The organism is Amaricoccus macauensis (genome assembly GCF_049800915.1).
Taxonomy (GTDB): Bacteria; Pseudomonadota; Alphaproteobacteria; order Rhodobacterales; family Rhodobacteraceae; genus Amaricoccus; species Amaricoccus macauensis_A.
This window is the reverse complement of the sequence record NZ_JBNAFY010000003.1, coordinates 421,465-439,601: the sequence shown is the minus strand read 5'-3', so window position 1 is coordinate 439,601 and position 18,137 is coordinate 421,465. Positions and strand designations below refer to the sequence as shown.

The following is an 18,137-nucleotide window of genomic DNA, read 5'->3' as shown; positions in this document are numbered from 1 at the left end:
CCCCTCGGGGGCCTATCCCGTAAGCCGTTTCGATGCGGCGTCTTCGTTTCGGGTCGTGTCGCTTTTCGGCAGGACGTGGACATCTCCGGGAGCATTCGCGCGCGGCAGCCAGACCGTGAAGGTGCTTCCCTTCCCCTCGGTCGAGGTGATCTCGATCCTGCCGCGGTGTCGATTGAGGATATGCTTGACGATGGCGAGCCCCAGTCCGGTTCCGCCCTTGTTTCGGCTGGTGTGCACATTCACCCGGTAGAAACGTTCGGTGAGCCGCGCAATCTTTTCCTTTGGAATGCCGACGCCGGAATCGCTGACACAGACACCGATCCGGCCCGGGTTGGCGGGGCTTGCGGGCGCTGTGTGGAGGCGGATGGTGGCGTTGTCTCCGCTGTATTTTATCGCGTTGTCGATGAGGTTGGTGAAAACCTGGGCGAGCTGGTCAGGGTCGCCGATGACGTTGGGGGTGTCCGCCTCAAGCTCGACCTGGAGGTTGATATTCTCCTTTTCCGCGAAGGGGCGGAAAACAGCGGCGCAATCCATCGCGATGCGATTTAGAGAAACCCGTTCGACCGGGCGCACATGCTCGTTGAGTTCGATCCGGCTCAGCGACATCAGGTCGTCCACGAGGCGCTGCATCCGGTGCGCTTCCCGCCCCATGATCTGGAGAAACCGCTCGCGGGCGTCGGGATCTTCGCGCGCGTGGTTCTGCAGCGTCTCGATATAGCCGATGATCGAGGCCAGTGGCGTGCGCAGCTCGTGGCTGGCGTTGGCGATGAAATCGGAGCGCAGCATTTCCGCGCGGTGGGTCTGGGTCCTGTCCTCGATCTGGACGATTGCCTGGTCCTCGAGCCCGGACGCCTCACCGAGGGCGAGCATGCTGACGCGGGCCTCGAAATGACGGTCGCCGGCCTCGTAGGCCATGAATTCGAAGGTCCGGTCCTTCCCGTCCTTCAGCGTGGCGCTGACCGCCTCGACAAAGGCTGGCGCGCGCAGGCTATGGGCGAAATGCTGGCCGTTCGACAGCCGGGGGAGCGTTTCCTGCGCCGCGGAATTGGCAAAGGAAATCAGGCCGCGTCGGGTGATCAAGATGAGCGGCACGGGGAGCTTCTCGAAGACGATGCGGCTCAGCTCCCCGGGCAATTCCTGCGCATTGCCGGGGATCGCCACGGGCTTTGGGGACTTGTCCCGCGTCGGGGCGGTTGCATCGGGGTCGGAGGGCGGCGAGATGCGCGAATGCAATGTGAGACTCGCGCCCAACGCTATGACAGTGACAATCGCGAAAGTGGCAAGCGGAGCCATCTCTGCCGCCGAGATTGCTGCGGCTGCCGCGCCCGTGACAATGGCTATCGGGGGGAGAGCCCACCGTTGCATTTCATGTCCTTGTGAAGTGTCCGCTGGTTTCTCCTAACAAGGGAACACTTCGACGAGAAGCAATATTGTTTTCACGGACCTGTCATATATCTAGAAAGCAAGGCAAACTTCTGGTGCGAGATGATCAGATACACCTTGCGTTGCACGAATGATCACAGATTCGACTCCTGGTTCTCCTCGAGCGGGGACTACGAGCGGTTGAGCGGGCTTGGGCTCGTCGCCTGCTCGATCTGCGGCTCGGTGGAGATCGAGAAGGATCTGATGGCGCCTCGCGTGCGCACGCGTGGAAAGGAGAAGGCTCCCGATCTCACCAAGCCGTCGAGCCCGGCGGAGCAGGCGCTGGCCGAGTTGCGGCGCAAGATCGAGAGCAGCTCCGAGGATGTCGGGCGGAACTTCGCGGCCGAGGCGCGGCGCATTCACGAGGGTGTTTCCCCCGAGCGCCCGATCATCGGCGAGGCGAACCATGCCGAGGCCAAGCAGCTAATCGAGGACGGCATTCCGGTCGCGCCCCTGCCCTGGAGCCGGGGCAAGGCCAACTGAAGTTCGTATTCCGTTAACCCTTCCAACAGCCTGCCGCGCTTGCAGCCCCTGATCGTGCCCGATAAGAGGGGTCGATCTAATTGGGGGCGGTGACCATGCCCAGACTGGTGATGAAGTTCGGCGGCACGTCGGTGGCGGATCTCGACAGGATTCGCAACGCGGCCGAGAAGGTGAAGCGCGAAGTCGAGCGCGGCTATGATGTGGCCGTGATCGTCTCTGCCATGTCCGGCAAGACCAACGAGCTTGTCGGCTGGGTGCGCGATACGGCGACGCTCTACGATGCCCGCGAATACGATTCCGTGGTGTCCTCGGGCGAGAACGTGACCGCGGGGCTGATGGCGCTCACGCTGCAGCAGCTGGGCGTTCCCGCCCGGAGCTGGCAGGGCTGGCAGGTGCCGCTGCGGACCAATTCGAGCCATGGTGCCGCGCGGATCGTGTCCATCGAGACCGACAACCTCATTCAGAAGTTCGGCGAGGGGCTTCACGCGGTGATCGCCGGTTTCCAGGGGATCAGCCCCGAGGGCCGGATCACGACGCTGGGGCGCGGCGGTTCGGATACCACGGCGGTGGCTTTCGCGGCCGCGCTGGAGGCCGAACGCTGCGACATCTACACTGATGTGGACGGGGTCTACACGACGGATCCGCGAATCACCCGCAAGGCGCGGAAGCTCGAGAAGATCTCCTATGAGGAGATGCTGGAGCTCGCGAGCCTGGGCGCCAAGGTGCTCCAGACCCGTTCGGTCGAGCTGGCCATGCGCTACAAGGTCCCGCTGATGGTGCGTTCGAGCTTCAACGACGTGCCCGGAACGATCGTCTGCGACGAGGAGGAAATCGTGGAAAGCAAAGTCGTCAGCGGCATCGCGCATTCGCGCGACGAGGCCAAGCTCACCATCACCGGCGTGCCGGATAGGCCCGGCGTGGCCGCGTCGATCTTCGGCCCGCTTGCGGATGCGGGCGTGAACGTGGACATGATCGTGCAGAATGTCGGTGCGGACGAGATGACCGACATGACCTTCTCCTGCCCGACGGACGAGCTCGAACGGGCGATCCAGGCGCTGGAGAAGACCCGCGCCGATGGGGGCATTTCCTACCGCGACATCAGCCGCGACGAAGAGGTTTCCAAGGTCTCGATCGTGGGCATCGGCATGCGCAGCCAGGCGGGTGTGGCGCACCGGATGTTCGAGGCACTGGCCAAGGACGGAATAAATATCAAGGTCATTACCACATCCGAGATCAAGGTCTCGGTTCTGATCGAACGCAAATATCTGGAATTGGCGGTTCAGGCACTGCATGATGCGTTTGATCTGGACAAGGTGAGCTAAGCTCCGGGAGACCGGCACTGGAGATGCCATTTTCAAAGGCCGTGGACTCACGGATCATTCTCACGCGATTGCGGGAGACATTGGCGGAGCCGGGCGAGGGGCAGGAGCGCCTCGACCGGATCGTCCGACTGATCTCCAATGGCATCGTGGCAGAGGTCTGTTCTGTCTACCTCAAGCGCGACAGCGACTGGCTGGAGCTTTGCGCGACCCAGGGTCTCAACCCGGATTCGGTGCATCAGACCCGGTTGCGGTTGGGACAGGGCCTTGTCGGGCGCATCGCCGAGCGCGCCGAGCCGCTCAACACCGCCGATGCCGCCCATACCACCGGCTTCCGGTTCATCCCCGAAACGGGTGAGGAGGTCTACTCGTCGTTCCTTGGCGTGCCGATCCAGCGGCTGGGGGAAGTCCTGGGTGTTCTGGTGATTCAGAACCGCGAGGCGCGGGTCTATTCCGATGACGTGGTCTACGCGCTCGAAGTCGTCGCCATGGTGATCGCGGAGATGGCCGAACTGGGTGCCTTCATAGGGCCCGGCCCGATGCAGATCGCGCGCCAGCACCAGGGGCCGTTCTTCGCGCGGGGGCTTGTGGGGCAGGAGGGCGTGGCGATCGGCCATGTGGTGCTGCATGAGCCGAACATCGTGGTCTCCCAACCGATCAGCGAGGATCCGGAGCAGGAATGCGCGCGGTTAAAAGCGGCCATCGAGGCCCTGCGCGCCGAAGTCGACGAAATGCTCGACGCGGATTACCTGACCATGAGCGGCGAGCACCGTGAAGTGCTTCATGCCTACCGGATGTTCGCGAACGACAAGGGCTGGGTCCGGCGGATCGAGGAGTCGATCCAGAGCGGACTGGCCGCGGAGGTGGCGGTCGAAAAGGAGCAGTCTGCCACCCGCTCGCGGATGATGCGGGTTTCCGATCCCTACCTCAGGGAGCGACTGCACGATCTTGATGACCTCAGCAATCGCCTCCTGCGGCTGCTGGCCGGCCTCGACCAGAACAACGGTCGCGACATTCCCGACGATGCCATCCTTGTAGCCCGCAATATCGGACCGGCAGAACTGCTCGACTACGGCCGGAAGCTCCGCGGTGTGGTGCTGGAGGAGGGATCGGTCGGCAGCCATGCGGCCATCGTGGCCCGCGCGCTCGCGATTCCACTGATCATTCACGCGGATCGAATCACCCGCGAGGCCCAGAACGGTGACTTCATCCTGGTCGATGGTGATCAGGGAACGGTTCACCTGCGGCCCGAGGACACGGTCACGCAGGCCTTCCGCGAGAAGATCGAGATGCTCGCGGAGGCCCAGGAAGAATATGCAGCCCTGCGGGATCAAGTCGCAGAAACGCTTGATGGCGAGCGTATCTGCCTGCAGATGAATGCGGGCCTGATGGCGGACCTGCCGAGCCTGCCGAAATGCGGCGCGGAGGGTGTCGGCCTCTTCCGCACCGAGCTTCAGTTCCTCGTTCGCTCGACCGTGCCGAAGCGCGCCGACCTCGCCGCACTCTATGACCGCATTCTCAATGCCGCGGGTGAGAAACCGGTCGTGTTCCGCACTCTCGATATCGGGTCGGACAAGGTGCTGCCCTACATGAAGCGTCCGGAGGAGCCGAACCCGGCCCTAGGCTGGCGGGCGATCCGGGTCGGACTGGACCGCAAGGGCGTGATGCGGATGCAGCTTCAGGCGCTGATACGCGGTGCCAAGGGCCGCCCTCTGCACGTGATGTTTCCCTTCGTGGCGGAAACCGGCGAATTCGCGGCGGCGCGGGAGATCTTCACGTCCGTGCTTGATCGCGAAGCCGGGTTGGGCCACCGCCTGCCTTCCACCGTGCGGATCGGTGCCATGCTCGAGACGCCGAGCCTTGCCTTCGCGCCGGACAGTTTCTTCGAGCTTACCGATTTTGTCTCAATCGGGGGCAACGATCTCAAACAGTTCTTCTTTGCCGCAGACCGTGAAAACGAACTGGTTCGGCGGCGCTACGATACGCTCAACCTGAGTTTCTTGACCTTCATCGAACATATCGTGAAGCGCTGCGAGGCGCACGGCAAACCGCTGTCTTTCTGCGGCGAGGACGCCGGCCGTCCGCTTGAGGCGCTGGTGCTCGTTGCAATCGGACTTCGCAATCTCTCGATGCGCCCCGCATCCATCGGGCCGGTGAAGGCGCTGCTGCGGCAGGTCGACCTTGGGGAACTGCGGGCCGTGATCGCGGCCTCTCGTGAACGGTGCGACGCCTGCCTGCGACCCGCGCTCGAGGAGTGGCTCAACGCGAAGGGTATCGTTGTTCCCGCCTGACGGGCCGTGGTGCGAGACCCCTTTTTCGGACGGTGCTTGTCTAGCGTCCGCTGCTGCGCAATGTGCGCGGCGACCATTGCGACCAGTTCTCGACCATTCCGCCGACGCCTCTGAAGGCTCCGGGTTTCAACGCGCGGGCAAGAAGCCGGTCGGGATTGGTTGGAGGGGGAAAGCTCAGGCTTCGCGCCCTCTCACGCGAGAAGCCAAACCGCGAATAATAGGGCTCGTCGCCCACGAGGATCACCCGTGTCCAGTCGGTCTCGCTGGCCTTTTGCAGGCTTTCCATGATGAGGAGCGCTCCGAGCCCTTCCCCCTGGCGGGTGGGGTGGACAGCCACGGGGCCGAGGAGGAGGGCTGCGTCGCCGCGGACGCCGACGCGCACCGGCCAGTAGCGGATTGCCCCGGCCAGCACATCGTATTCGTCGCGCGCCACAAGCGAGAGCCCGGCCACCGGATCGACGCCGTCGCGCAAGCGATAGGACGACAGGGCCGTACGGCCCGGCGCGAAGGCGAGGTCGTAGAGGTATTCGACTTCAAACTGGTCGTCGGGGCGTTCCCGGTAGAGGCGAAACATCTGTGCCGGTCAGGCTCCGCATCGTTCTGGTCTTGGGCAAGAGCGGCTCTGGCCCGCTCGACTTGCTGGTATCACGCTCATAAACTGGGGGAAATGTCCATTGGAGTGCTTGGTTCATGTTCTATCGTCCGGGTCTTGATGCCCATGGTTTGCCGCATGATCCCTTCAAGGCTCTGATCTCTCCCCGCCCGATCGGCTGGATCTCCACTCTGGACACGACGGGTCGAGCGAATCTCGCCCCCTACAGTTTCTTCAATGCGGTGGCCGACAAGCCGCCGATGCTGATGTTCTCAAGCACCGGTGGAAAGGGCGCGACGGATGAGGGCAAGGACACTCTCGCCAATATCCGCGCGCGCGGCGAATTCGTGCATCACGTGGTGCCCATGGCGATGTCGGATGCGATGAATGTCAGCAGCGGCAGCTATCCGTCAGATGTGGACGAGTTCGATCTGGCCGGGCTGGAGAAGGCGTCGTGCGAGATCGTCTCCGTTCCGCGTATCGCCACCGCCCTGGCGGCGTTCGAGTGCCGGCTCTGGCAGATCATCGATCTTCCCGCGCAGGCGTCCTTTCTCGTGCTTGGAGAGGTTGTCGGCATCCATATCGATCCGGCCATTCTGAAGGATGGCATGGTAGATGTGACGGCCTATCGGCCACTCAGCCGTCTGGGGTATCGGGACTATGCCGCGGTGGAGACGGTCTTTGCGCTGAACCGCCCTGGACAGGCGTGATTTCGAGGTCACGATCAGTGAACTGAGCGGTTTGGGAAAAAATACACGCAAAGCGCGAATTCATCGAAAGTAGTTAAATCTTTAGTAACCATTCTGGCCGAAAAAGTAAATGTCCAACGAACGGACATGTTGCTTGCAAACCCTCAGACCCTCCAGTCTGGTTAGAGCGCCCTCTCTTTCCCCCGAGAGAGGGCGCATTTCATTTCCGGGCTCCGGCTGCGGAAATGGCGCTTTCCCTCAGTTCTGAGCGATGACCGCACCGGGATTGAGAATCCCCTCCGGATCGAGCGCGGATTTGATCCGCTGCATGGCGCGATACTCGCCGGGTGCGGAAAAACGTTGCAAATCCTGCACCTTGAGGCGTCCGACACCGTGTTCCGCGCCGACCGAGCCGCCGAGCTCGTGCACGCATTCGTGGACGGTCTGCTTGACCGTGCCGCGCAGGTTCTCGAAATCCGCGCGTGTCCGGCCCTTCGGGGGGAAGACGTTGTAGTGCAGGTTTCCGTCGCCCAGGTGGCCGAAGCAGTTGATCCGCATGTCCGGGTCCAGCGCGGCCAGCGCGCGGCCTGCCTCGTCAATGAAGGTTACCAGCTGAGAGGGCGGGACGGAAACATCGTGGCTCGAGATCGAGCCGATGAGGCGGTTGGCTTCCGGTATGGTTTCGCGGACGGTCCAGAAGGATTTTCGCTGCGCCTCGTTCTGGGCCATCAGCCCGTCTTCGACGAGGCCCTCCGTCATGGCGGTCTCGATCAGCTCTGCGAAGCGCTCCTCGAGCGCGGTGCCGGGGCCTTCCTCGGCCTCCGTCAGCACGATCCAGTCGGTTCCCAGGCGCGGGGGCTGCGGGATCTGGGGCATGGTTTCGGCGAGGAAGTCGAAGCCGCGGCACGACATGAGTTCGAAGGCGCTGATCGAATGGCCCATCCGGTCGCGGGCAAGTGCCAGCAGGTCAAGCGCGGCTGCGGGTGACGGCACCGCAAGCCAGGCGGTCGCCGCATGGGACGGGATCGGGTAGAGCCGGAGGCTTGCGGCAGTGATCAGGCCCAGTGTGCCCTCGGAGCCGATGAGCAGGTGGCGCAGATCGTAGCCCATGTTGTTCTTCATCAGCGGGCGCAGGCCCTCGAACGTGCTGCCGTCCGCCATGACGGCCTCGACGCCGTAGCACAGGTCGCGGGCATTGCCGTAGCGCAGAACGTTGAGCCCGCCCGCATTGGTGGCGAGCAGCCCGCCGATCCGCGCGGTGCCTTCCGAGGCGAGGGAAAGGGGAAAGCGGCGGTTTGCGGCCTCGGCGGCGGCCTGGACATCGGCGAGAATCACCCCCGCTTCCGCCACGATCGCGTTGTCTGTGACATCGACATGCCGGATGCGGTTCATCCGCTCGAAGGACAGGACGAGCGGGGCGGGGAGATCCTCCGCGATCTGGCCACCCACAAGGCCCGTGCCGCCGGCGAAGGGCACGATCCCCACCCGCGCCTCGGCGCAGATGCGGACCACGGCCGCGACCTCTTCGGTGGAGGCGGGCCGCAGGATCGCCGCGGCCTGTCCGTGGTAGCGGCCTCGCGGTTCCTCGAGGTAGCGGGCTTCCGGCGAGAGCATGGCAGCGGCGCCGATGGCAGCCTCGATGTGTTGGAGCACATCGGGGCCCGCCGGATTGATCCCGTGCTCACTGGCCATCACAGCATCCCTTCGGGTTCGCTCGATGCGCGCCGATCCCAGCGCAGATTGGCATAGAGCACATGGTTGCGCCAACGTCCGGCGATCTGGAGATAGCTGCGCGCCACGCCTTCATAGCGAAATCCGCACTTCTCCAGCAGACCTCGGGACGGGGAATTTTCGGGCAGGCATGCCGCTTCGATACGGCTCAGGTCCAGGCTGGTGAAAGCATGTTCCACGAGCGCATTGAGCGCTTCGGACATGTAGCCCTGGCGCGAGAAATCCGGGCCGATCCAGTAGCCCACCTGGCCGATCTGGGCCGGGCCACGGCGGATGTTGTCGAGGGTGATCGCCCCCATAAATTGGCGATCCGTGCGGCGAATGAGGAAGAGCGGCAGCGCCCGGCCCTCGTCGCGTGCCCGTGCGGCCCATGAAACCCGCGCCCGGAACGCCTTGCGTGAAAAATGGTCTGTGGCCCAGTTCGGCTCCCAGACCCGCAGAAAATCCTCGCCGTTGCGGCGGACCTGCGCCCATTGCACGTGATCCGACATCTCCGGCAGCCGCAAGATGAGCCGATTCGTGCGTATGACCGGCATACTGCGGCGCCTGAGCAGCAGACTCCCGGTCACGGCGTTCATGCAGCCAGTCGCGCCGCCAATGCGGCACGCTCCGGCGCGCCAGATGCCGGACCGAGCAGAACGACCGCCGGGTCGCTGCGCAAGGCAAGCGACTGCCCGAAATCGCGGACCGCGTTGAAATCGACCGCGTCAAGCTTGGCCAATGTCTCCTCGATCGGTGGAACACGTCCCCAGATCGCGATCATCCGCGCCAGGCGCTCGGCCCGTGCCGAGGGACTTTCGAGGCCCATGAGCATGCCAGCCTTGAGCTGGGCGCGGGCGCGGTCGATCTCGGCCTGATCCAGCCCTTCGGCGGATTGTCGCAGCGTGTCCATGGTCAGGTTGCAGAGCTCGCCGATCTGGTCCGGCCCTGTGCCGGCATAGAGCGTGATCTGGCCGATATCGGAATAGGCAGAGGCCTGGGCGAAGATCGTGTAGCAGAGGCCGCGCTGCTCACGCAGCTGCTGGAACAGGCGCGACGACATGCCGCCGCCCATGGCGACGGTATAGATTTGCGCCGTATGGGCTTCGTCCGACACGGCCGTCGGGCTCTCGAAGGCCATCGCCATGTGCACTTGCTCGAGCTTGCGGGTTTCGCGGCGCTCTCCGCCATGAAAGCGGGCGGGCAAAGGCGCATCGGCGCTTCGGGCCTTCAGGTGGCCGAGATGCTTTTCGGCGGCGGCAAGAAGCCGCTCGGGATCGACGGCACCCGAGGCCGCGAGGATCACCTGATCGGGGCTGTAGTGCTCGCGCACGAAGGTCGAAAGGTCCGGTTTGCCGAAGCTCGATACCCGATCTGCCGGTCCGAGGATGGTGCGGCCGAAGGGCTGTTCGGGAAAGGCGGTTTCCTGGAGCCAGTCGAAGATGATGTCGTCGGGCGTATCGAGCGCCTGGCCGATCTCCTGGAGGATCACGTTGCGCTCGACTTCGATGTCGGGCTGGTCGAAGAGCGGGTTGAAGACGATATCCGAGAGCAGGTCGAGCGCGCTTTCCACATCGGGCTCGAGCACGCGCGCATAATAGGCGGTCATCTCCTTGCCGGTGTAGGCGTTGATATAGCCGCCCACGTCCTCGATCTCTTCGGCGATCTGGCGGGCATTCCGCCGGGGCGTGCCCTTGAAGGCCATGTGTTCCAGGAAATGCGCCACACCGTTCTGCTCGATCCGCTCGTGGCGGCCGCCGGCGGTGATGTAGAGACCGATGGAGGCGGAATGCAGGCCCGGCATCGTCTCGACTGCAATGCGCAGCCCGTTGGAAAGCGTGTGGATCTCTACACTCATGCGACTCTTTCCCCGCCCACGATGGACTGGATTGCGCCCAGATCGTTCTCGACGCGCGTCACCCGTTCCGGCAGATCGAATAGGTTCGACATGCGCGCGGGCAGGGGTGGGCGGATGCCGCAGGCCGATTCCACCGCGTCGGGGAATTTCGCAGCATGGGCGGTGGCAAGCACGACCATGGGTACGGACGCATCGCCGCGTTTTTCGCGCGCGGCCTTCACGGCAACGGCCGTATGGGGGCAGAGCACCTGTCCTGTCTCGGCCAGCACGGTGCGGATGGTCTCGGAGGTTTCCTCCTCGGAGGCGCGGGCGCTGTCGAATTCCGCCCGGAGCCGTTGGAGTGCGCCCTGCGACAGGGTGAAGCCACCTGCGCCGGATAGCTCGCCCATCAGCTGCGCCACGGCCGCACCCTCGCGGTCGTAGAGCTCGAACAGGAGCCGCTCGAAGTTCGAGCTCACCTGGATGTCCATCGAGGGGCTGATCGAGGGGGTCACGCCTTCCTTCACATGCGCGCCGCTATCGAGCGTGCGGTGGAGGATGTCGTTCTGATTGGTGGCGATCACCAGCCGGTCGATGGGCAGGCCCATCTTCTTTGCCACGTATCCGGCGAAGATGTCGCCGAAATTGCCGGTGGGCACGGTGAAGCTTACCTTGCGGTGGGGGGCGCCGAGGGAAACCGCAGCAGTGAAGTAGTAGACCGCCTGCGCCAGAACGCGGGCCCAGTTGATCGAGTTGACGCCCGCAAGGCCCACGCCGTCGCGGAAGGCGTGATCGTTGAACATGTCCTTCACACGGGCCTGGGCGTCATCGAAATCACCGTCGATGGCGAGTGCGTGGACATTGGCGTCGTCTGGCGTGGTCATCTGCCGGCGCTGGACGTCGGAGACGCGGCCGTGGGGGAAGAGGATGAAGACCTCGACCGCATCGAGCCCGCGGAAGGCCTCGATGGCTGCGGAGCCCGTGTCGCCGGAGGTCGCGCCCACGATGGTCACGCGTTTGCCCGACCGCTTCAGGCTGGCCTCGAAGAGCTGGCCGATGAGCTGCATCGCCACGTCCTTGAACGCGAGCGTGGGCCCGTGGAACAGTTCGAGCAACCAGTCGTTCGGCCCGATCTGGGAGAGCGGGCAGCGCGCCACATGGCCGAACCCGGCATAGGCGCGGGTCAGAATCGCGCGAAACTCCTCGTCGGTGAAGGCCTCGCCCACGAAGGGGCGCATGACGCGGAACGCGACCTCTTCATAAGGCAGGCCCGCGAGGGCGGTGATTTCCTCTTCGGTCAGCGTGGGCCAGGTTTCGGGCACGTAGAGCCCGCCGTCGCGGGCCAGACCGGTGAGCATGGTCTCCTCGAAGCCGAGCGTCGGTGCGCCGCCGCGGGTGGAAATGTATTTCATCGATGGTCCAGTGCTCTGCATCAATCGGTTCGGCGCTTGATACGCGAAAGTAGAAAGAGTGTCATCACCGCCCATACGAGGGCAAGGGAGAACCAGGTGATCGCGTATTCCAGGTGATTGTTTCGGATATTCACCGAGACGGGAAGCGGCAGCGGTTGCTCGGGGTCGTCGCTGGCACGCGTCACGAGGAGGACGGGTTCGGTCCCGAGCGCCTGGGCCATTCGGGGCACGTCGCGGGCGAACCAGATGTTCTTCTCGAGGTCCGGCTCGGCGGTGAAACTGTCCTGTTCGCGCGGCCATTGCAGCGCCCCTTCGACCGTGATCGCGCCCAGGTGGCGGGGCGTCTCCTTCTCGTCGATCGGCACGAAGCCGCGGTCGAGCAGGATCCGGCGGCCATCCTCGAGCGCGAGCGGCACGACGATCCGGTAGCCGACGCCATGGGGCGGGTGGGAGGTATAGACATGCAGTTCGCCCGGCTCGATCTCGCCCGTGGCGCGGATGTGGCGGTAGCGGTCTTCCTCGGGATCGGGGCTGGCGGGGACGGGAGCCGCGGGGGCGGCCATGCGGGCCTCGATGGTGTCGATGATATGGGTCTTCCAGGCCAGGCGGCGCATCTGCCAGGCGCCCAGGTTCAGCAGAATCGCCACGCCCACGACACCGAAGAGCAGCGGCGCAATCATTCGGCGGTTCATGTCCTCGGGCTCCTCCTCGTTGCGGCCCGGCCTGTTTGCGATGCGAGATGGCGCGGCACAAGCCCCCGCCTGCGCGCGGCCGCCCGCCTATTCGAAGCGAAAACCGCGAAACATGCCCGATTTTCGCCCGGTTTGAGGCGGCTGCTCTGGCGCGAATCCCAAAAATTCGTATGAGAGAGCGGCGGGGCCGGTTTGGCCCGCAGCCAATGTTCTGGAGACTTCGATTGATGAACTCAGCCGTCGCCGCCCGTGGCCGCCAGGCCCTGATCCGGATCGCCGCCGCAGCGATCATTGCTGCGGGCATGGGCCCTGCCGGGGTGTCCTTCGCCCAGACGAGCCCGCCGTTCATGCCGGATCTGGGCCCGAGCGAGGATTTCTCCTTCGACATCCTGAAGGACCGGGCCGAGGCGCTCGCGGGCGAGCCCTACGAGGCGCCGGTGGTGGATCACCCGGACGTGCTCGAACGCATCGACTACGACGCCCACTGGAAGATCAGCTTCCGGCGTGAGGCGACGGTGGATGTGGGCGACGTGCCGCTCCAGTTCTTCCATCTCGGCACCTATTTCCGCTCGCCGGTGAAGATGAGCATCGTGGACAATGGCCAGGCGCGCGAGATCCGCTATTCCAAGAGCTATTTCGACATGCCCGAGGACAGCCCGGCGCATGAACTCGATGAGGATGCGGGCTTCGCGGGCTTCCGCATCATGCGCGAGGATCTCAACACCGACTGGATCTCCTTCCTCGGCGGCGCCTATTTCCGCACCGATGGCGCGGAACGGCAGTATGGCCTCTCGGCGCGTGGCATTGCCATCGACACGGGGCTGAACACGCCCGAGGAATTTCCGCGCTTCACCGAGTTCTACATCGAGGACAGCGTGAACCCGGAAACCGACGTCATCATCTACGCGCTGATGGACGGGCCGCGGATCACCGGCGCCTACCGGATGGAGATCGCCAACGACACCGGGCAGGTGATGGACATCCAAACCGAGCTCTACTTCCGCGCGCCGGTCGAACGGCTCGGGATCGCGCCGCTCACCTCCATGTTCTGGTATTCGGAGACCAACCGGGTGCAAGCATTCAGCTGGCGCCCCGAAGTGCACGATTCGGATGGGCTGTCGATGGTCACGGGTGCCGGCGAGCAGATCTGGCGGCCGCTGGGCAACCCGTCGCATGTGGCGACCTCGAGCTTCTCGGACACCAACCCGCGCGGTTTCGGCCTGATCCAGCGCGACCGGGACTTCGACAACTACGAGGATGACGGGGTGTTCTACGACCGCCGCCCCTCGGTCTGGATCGAGCCCACCGGCGACTGGGGCCAGGGCGTCGTGCAGCTCGTGGAGATCCCCACGGACGACGAGATCTATGACAATATCGTCGCCTACTGGTTGCCGGCCGAGCTTCCCGAAGCTGGGGACGCGCGTGCGTTCAACTACCGGATGTACTGGGGAGAGCGTGAGCCTCATGGCGGACGCCTGGCCCGGACCACCGCCACGCGGCTCGGTGCAGGGGGAGTGCCCGGACAGCCGCGCCCGGCCGATCAGATCAAGGTCGTGATCGATTTCGAGGGAGAGAGCCTCGAAGGGCTGACGCCCGAGGATGGCGTGGAGCCGGTGATCTCCGCCGGTTCGGCAGAGGTCATCAACCCCTATGTCCTGCCGATCGCGGGCGACGAGGGCTGGCGCATGACCTTCGACCTCAAGTCCTCCATCGACATGGACACGCTTGATGTGCGCGCCTTCCTTGCGAAGGACGGCGAACCGCTGACGGAAACCTGGTTGGGGCAACTTCACCCGGCGCAGATCGCCGCCATGCGGGGCATGCGCGAAGGCAATTGATCGATCGGTTCTCCGATCTGCCAATCCCGGCTTGTCGCCGGGATTGGCCCGTGCGGCCTTACCCAGAATCCATGCGGATCGTCGCCCGGACGTAGCAACGGTCGCGCTCGATGATGTCTGACGGATCACGGGAAATCGAGGAGACGAGCGGCCATGGATCCGCAGCAGAGAGTATCGTGCCACCTGCGAAGCGCGTAGACTGGGACACGGGCAAATGCCGTGCCGGGGCCCTGATCGAAGGGGAGAACCAGGGACATGAGCCGAATCGGATTTGTCGGGACCGGCCATATTGCCGCACCCATGGTGCGGTTTCTGGCCGGGCGCGGACATGAGATCACCGTATCGAAACGCAATTCGGACGTGGCGGCTGATCTTGCCGCGTCCCATGGTGTGGCGGTGGCCGACAACCAGGACGTTGTCGACGGTTCGGAGATAGTTTTTCTCTGTGTTCGCCCGCATGTGGCCGTGGAGGTCCTTCGGCAGCTGCAATTTACAGAGAATCACAGGATCGTTTCCGTCATTGCCGGGGTTTCCCTGGCCAACCTGGCAGACTTGTGCGCTCCGGCCCGGGATATTGTCGCGACGATCCCGCTGGGCTTTCTCGAACAGGGTGGATGCCCGTTGGCGGCCTGTCCGAAAGCCGGGGTTCTGGAAGAGCTTTTCGCACCCGAGAACCCGGTGGTGCCGGTCCCGGACGAGGCCGGGCTCAACGCCCATTTCGCGATCTGTGCGATGGTGCCGGGCCTGCTCGACCTGATGGGGAGCGCTGCAGGCTGGCTGGGCGAAACCACGGGCGATAGGGCCGCGGCGGAATTCTACACCGCCGAACTGGTCGCGGGATTTCTCGCAGCGATGGGCCGCGATGAGGGCGTGCTTGCGCGCGAGCGCGACGCCCTGGCGACGGAGGGAACGATCAGCCTTCAAATGGTGACGGGGCTCAGGGAGGGAGGCGCGCACCGCGCACTTCTCGAATCGCTTGCAGACATCGGCCAGCGCCTTGCTCCGAAGTGACCGTCGGTCATAGCAGCCTCTGAACACGCGAAAGCCGCCCGATGGCAGGGCGGCTCCCACAAGTTTCAGGCAAGACCCATCAAGTGTCAGTGCACCAGGGTGGTCTTCGGGCTGCGACCGGCATCGGCCCCGATCAGCAGGCCTTCCTCGCCGGCGGTTACCGGTACGACCGCCCCGTCGAGGATTTCACCGGCCAGCAGCTTCTCGGCAAGCTGATCCTGCAGCGACTTCTGGATCACGCGCTTGAGGGGCCGCGCGCCATATACCGGGTCGTAGCCGCGATTGGCGAGCCAAGTCCGCGCGGCTTCGTCCACCTCGAGCGCGATGTTGCGACCGGAGAGGCGTTTCTCGAGAATGCCGAGCTGGATTTCCACGATACCGTCCATGTTTTCGCGGCTGAGACGGTCGAAGATGACAATCTCGTCCAGACGGTTCAGGAACTCCGGCCGGAAATGCGCCCGGACCGCCGCCATGACCTGATCGCGCGCCTGCTCGACGTTGCCCGGTTCGGCCAGAGCCTGTGAGCCGAGGTTCGAGGTCAGCACGATCAGCGTGTTCTTGAAGTCGACGACGCGACCCTGGCCATCGGTCAGCCGCCCGTCATCGAGCACCTGCAGCAGCACGTTGAACACGTCCGGGTGTGCCTTCTCGACCTCGTCGAACAGGATCACCTGATAGGGACGCCGACGCACGGCCTCGGTCAGCACACCGCCTTCATCGTAGCCGACATAGCCCGGAGGCGCGCCGATGAGCCGCGCGACGGAGTGCTTCTCCATGAACTCGCTCATGTCGATGCGCACCATCGCCTGATCGTCATCGAACAGAAAATCGGCGAGCGTCTTCGTCAGCTCGGTCTTGCCGACGCCGGTTGGCCCGAGGAAGAGGAAGCTGCCCAGCGGACGATTCGGATCGTTGAGGCCTGCGCGCGCCCGGCGCACCGCGTTCGAGACCGCCGTTACGGCTTCGCTCTGACCAATCACCCGCTTGCCCAGCTCTTCTTCCATGCGCAGGAGCTTCTCGCGCTCGCCTTCGAGCATCTTGTCGACCGGGATGCCGGTCCAGCGCTCGACGACCGAGGCCACATGCTGTGGCGTGACGGCTTCCTCGACCATCAGGTCGCCGGTCTGACCTGCCTCCTCGGCGTCCTTGAGCCGCTTTTCGAGCTGGGGGATGATGCCATAGGCAAGCTCGCCCGCGCGTTGCAGGTTACCGGCGCGCTTGGCGTTTTCCAGGTCCACACGGGCCTGGTCGAGCTGTTCCTTGACCTCGGCCGAACCCTTGAGCTTGTCGCGCTCCGCCGTCCAGCGGGCGGTCATCTCGGCGGATTTGTCCTCGAGCGCTGAGATTTCCTTGAGGATCTTTTGCAGCCGTTCCTGGCTCGCCTCGTCCTTCTCGCGCTTCAGCGCTTCGGCTTCGATCTGTTTCTGGAGCAGGTCGCGGTCGATCGCGTCGAGCTCTTCGGGCTTGGAATCCACCTCCATCCGCAGGCGCGAGGAGGCCTCGTCCATCAGGTCGATGGCCTTGTCGGGCAGGAAGCGGTCGGTGATGTAGCGGTCTGAGAGCGTCGCCGCCGCCACAAGCGCGCTATCGGTGATGCTCACACCGTGGTGGACCTCATACTTCTCCTTGATGCCGCGCAGGATCGAGATCGTGTCCTGAACCGTGGGTTCGCTGACCACGACCGGCTGGAAGCGGCGGGCGAGTGCGGCGTCCTTTTCGATATGTTTGCGGTATTCGTCGAGCGTCGTCGCGCCAACGCAATGCAACTCGCCGCGCGCAAGGGCGGGCTTGAGCATGTTGGAGGCATCCATCGCGCCATCGGCCTTGCCGGCGCCCACGAGCGTGTGCATCTCGTCGATGAAGAGGATGATCTCTCCGGCTGCGGCCTGCACCTCGGTCAGCACCGATTTCAGGCGTTCCTCGAACTCGCCGCGATACTTCGCGCCGGCGATCAGCGCGCCCATGTCGAGGGCGAGCAGGCGCTTGTTGGCAATGGATTCGGGCACGTCGCCATTGACGATCCGGAGCGCGAGACCCTCCGCAATGGCGGTCTTGCCGACGCCGGGCTCGCCGATCAGAACCGGGTTGTTCTTGGTCCGGCGCGAGAGCACCTGCATGGCGCGGCGGATTTCATCGTCGCGGCCGATGATCGGGTCGATCTTGCCTTCCTGCGCGGCTTCCGTCAGGTCGCGGGCGTATTTCTTCAGCGCGTCATAGCCCTGCTCGGCACTGGCGGTGTCGGCGGTGCGGCCCTTGCGCAGGTCGTTGATGGCCTCGTTAAGCTTCTGCGCGGTGACGCCGCCTTCCTTCAGTGCGTCGTTCGCGCCGGACTTGGTGACAGCGAGGGCGGTCAGCAGCCGCTCGACGGTGACGAAGCTGTCACCCGCCTGTTGGGCGACCTTCTCGGCCTCGGCCAGTACCTTTGCCGTGCGACCATCGAGGTAGACCTGTCCGTCGCCGCCCGAAACCTTGGGTTCCTTGGCGAGATTGGCCTCGACACTGGCCCGTACCTGCTTGGGATTGCCGCCCGCCTGGCTGATGAGGCTTGCGGCCATGCCCTGGTTGTCGTCGAGCAGGGCTTTCAACAGATGGTCGGGCAGAAAGCGCTGATGATCCTCGCGCAGAGCAATTGTTTGCGCGGCCTGGATGAACCCCCTCGCCCGTTCCGAGAACTTCTCGAAATTCATGTTCTTCTCCTTCTTCAGCACCCAAGGGAAACCTCGATTTCGACGATTTCCTCCGGCCTGCAGTCGCGGACGTCCGTCATGGCACGTCCCTTGCTTCAGGATATGGGGGCGGCGGTCTTTCCACTCAAGCGTGCAGGTCAGAATTGCGTGCAAG

14 protein-coding genes are annotated in these 18,137 nt (G+C 64.4%); 6 read left to right on the top strand and 8 right to left on the bottom strand.

Annotated elements, in window-relative coordinates:
- Positions 1 to 12: 12 nt before the first annotated feature.
- The gene (locus ACP15W_RS09860; protein WP_424932707.1) at positions 13 to 1,365 is read right to left on the bottom strand and encodes a sensor histidine kinase; all 1,353 of its coding nucleotides are present in this window, start codon (positions 1,363 to 1,365) and stop codon (positions 13 to 15) included.
- A 120-nt stretch (positions 1,366 to 1,485) separates the two neighbouring features.
- Here ACP15W_RS09860 and ACP15W_RS09855 point away from each other — a divergent pair, with 120 nt between their 5' ends.
- The 3 genes from ACP15W_RS09855 to ptsP all read left to right on the top strand — a co-directional run bounded on the left by ACP15W_RS09855 (position 1,486) and on the right by ptsP (position 5,515).
- Positions 1,486 to 1,905: a DUF1178 family protein gene (locus tag ACP15W_RS09855; RefSeq protein ID WP_424932706.1), complete on the top strand. Its 420-nt coding sequence runs from the start codon at positions 1,486 to 1,488 to the stop codon at positions 1,903 to 1,905.
- A gap of 95 nt (positions 1,906 to 2,000) precedes the next feature.
- Positions 2,001 to 3,227 (top strand): aspartate kinase, encoded by a 1,227-nt coding sequence (locus ACP15W_RS09850; protein ID WP_424932705.1) that lies wholly within the window; start codon positions 2,001 to 2,003, stop codon positions 3,225 to 3,227.
- A gap of 23 nt (positions 3,228 to 3,250) precedes the next feature.
- On the top strand, positions 3,251 to 5,515 hold the full coding sequence (gene ptsP / locus ACP15W_RS09845; RefSeq protein WP_424932704.1) for a phosphoenolpyruvate--protein phosphotransferase: 2,265 nt from the start codon (positions 3,251 to 3,253) through the stop codon (positions 5,513 to 5,515).
- 40 nt (positions 5,516 to 5,555) lie between these two features.
- Here ptsP and ACP15W_RS09840 read toward each other — a convergent pair whose 3' ends face one another.
- A complete protein-coding gene (locus ACP15W_RS09840) occupies positions 5,556 to 6,089 on the bottom strand; it encodes a GNAT family N-acetyltransferase (protein ID WP_424932703.1) in 534 nt (177 codons plus the stop codon).
- 116 nt (positions 6,090 to 6,205) lie between these two features.
- Between ACP15W_RS09840 and ACP15W_RS09835 the strand changes: the two genes are divergently transcribed.
- Positions 6,206 to 6,817, top strand: a complete 612-nt coding sequence (locus tag ACP15W_RS09835; RefSeq protein WP_424932702.1) for a flavin reductase family protein — start codon at positions 6,206 to 6,208, stop codon at positions 6,815 to 6,817.
- Between the two features lie 237 nt (positions 6,818 to 7,054).
- On the opposite strand, the gene ACP15W_RS09830 is transcribed toward ACP15W_RS09835, so the two are convergent.
- The 5 genes from ACP15W_RS09830 to ACP15W_RS09810 are packed head-to-tail and all read right to left on the bottom strand — an operon-like array spanning position 7,055 to position 12,447.
- Positions 7,055 to 8,488, bottom strand: a complete 1,434-nt coding sequence (locus ACP15W_RS09830; protein WP_424932701.1) for an FAD-binding oxidoreductase — start codon at positions 8,486 to 8,488, stop codon at positions 7,055 to 7,057.
- Positions 8,488 to 9,063, bottom strand: a complete 576-nt coding sequence (locus tag ACP15W_RS09825; protein WP_424932700.1) for a GNAT family N-acetyltransferase — start codon at positions 9,061 to 9,063, stop codon at positions 8,488 to 8,490. The genes ACP15W_RS09830 and ACP15W_RS09825 overlap by 1 nt, the downstream gene beginning before the upstream one ends.
- Before the next feature lie 38 nt (positions 9,064 to 9,101).
- On the bottom strand, positions 9,102 to 10,364 hold the full coding sequence (locus ACP15W_RS09820) for a M16 family metallopeptidase (RefSeq protein WP_424932699.1): 1,263 nt from the start codon (positions 10,362 to 10,364) through the stop codon (positions 9,102 to 9,104).
- Positions 10,361 to 11,755 carry a threonine synthase gene (thrC, locus tag ACP15W_RS09815; protein WP_424932698.1) on the bottom strand — a complete coding sequence of 465 codons (1,395 nt, stop codon included), beginning with the start codon at positions 11,753 to 11,755 and terminating at the stop codon, positions 10,361 to 10,363. Before thrC ends, ACP15W_RS09820 begins: the two co-directional genes overlap by 4 nt.
- Before the next feature lie 20 nt (positions 11,756 to 11,775).
- On the bottom strand, positions 11,776 to 12,447 hold the full coding sequence (locus ACP15W_RS09810; protein WP_424932697.1) for an SURF1 family protein: 672 nt from the start codon (positions 12,445 to 12,447) through the stop codon (positions 11,776 to 11,778).
- Between the two features lie 227 nt (positions 12,448 to 12,674).
- Here ACP15W_RS09810 and ACP15W_RS09805 point away from each other — a divergent pair, with 227 nt between their 5' ends.
- Together ACP15W_RS09805 and ACP15W_RS09800 are read left to right on the top strand one after the other, a co-directional pair.
- A complete protein-coding gene (locus tag ACP15W_RS09805) occupies positions 12,675 to 14,285 on the top strand; it encodes a glucan biosynthesis protein (protein ID WP_424932696.1) in 1,611 nt (536 codons plus the stop codon).
- Positions 14,286 to 14,540: 255 nt separating this feature from the next.
- Entirely contained in the window at positions 14,541 to 15,296 is a 756-nt protein-coding gene (locus ACP15W_RS09800; RefSeq protein ID WP_424932695.1) for an NAD(P)-binding domain-containing protein, read from the top strand.
- A gap of 86 nt (positions 15,297 to 15,382) precedes the next feature.
- On the opposite strand, the gene clpB is transcribed toward ACP15W_RS09800, so the two are convergent.
- Positions 15,383 to 17,983, bottom strand: a complete 2,601-nt coding sequence (gene clpB / locus ACP15W_RS09795; protein WP_424932694.1) for an ATP-dependent chaperone ClpB — start codon at positions 17,981 to 17,983, stop codon at positions 15,383 to 15,385.
- Between the last annotated feature and the right edge of the window lie 154 nt (positions 17,984 to 18,137).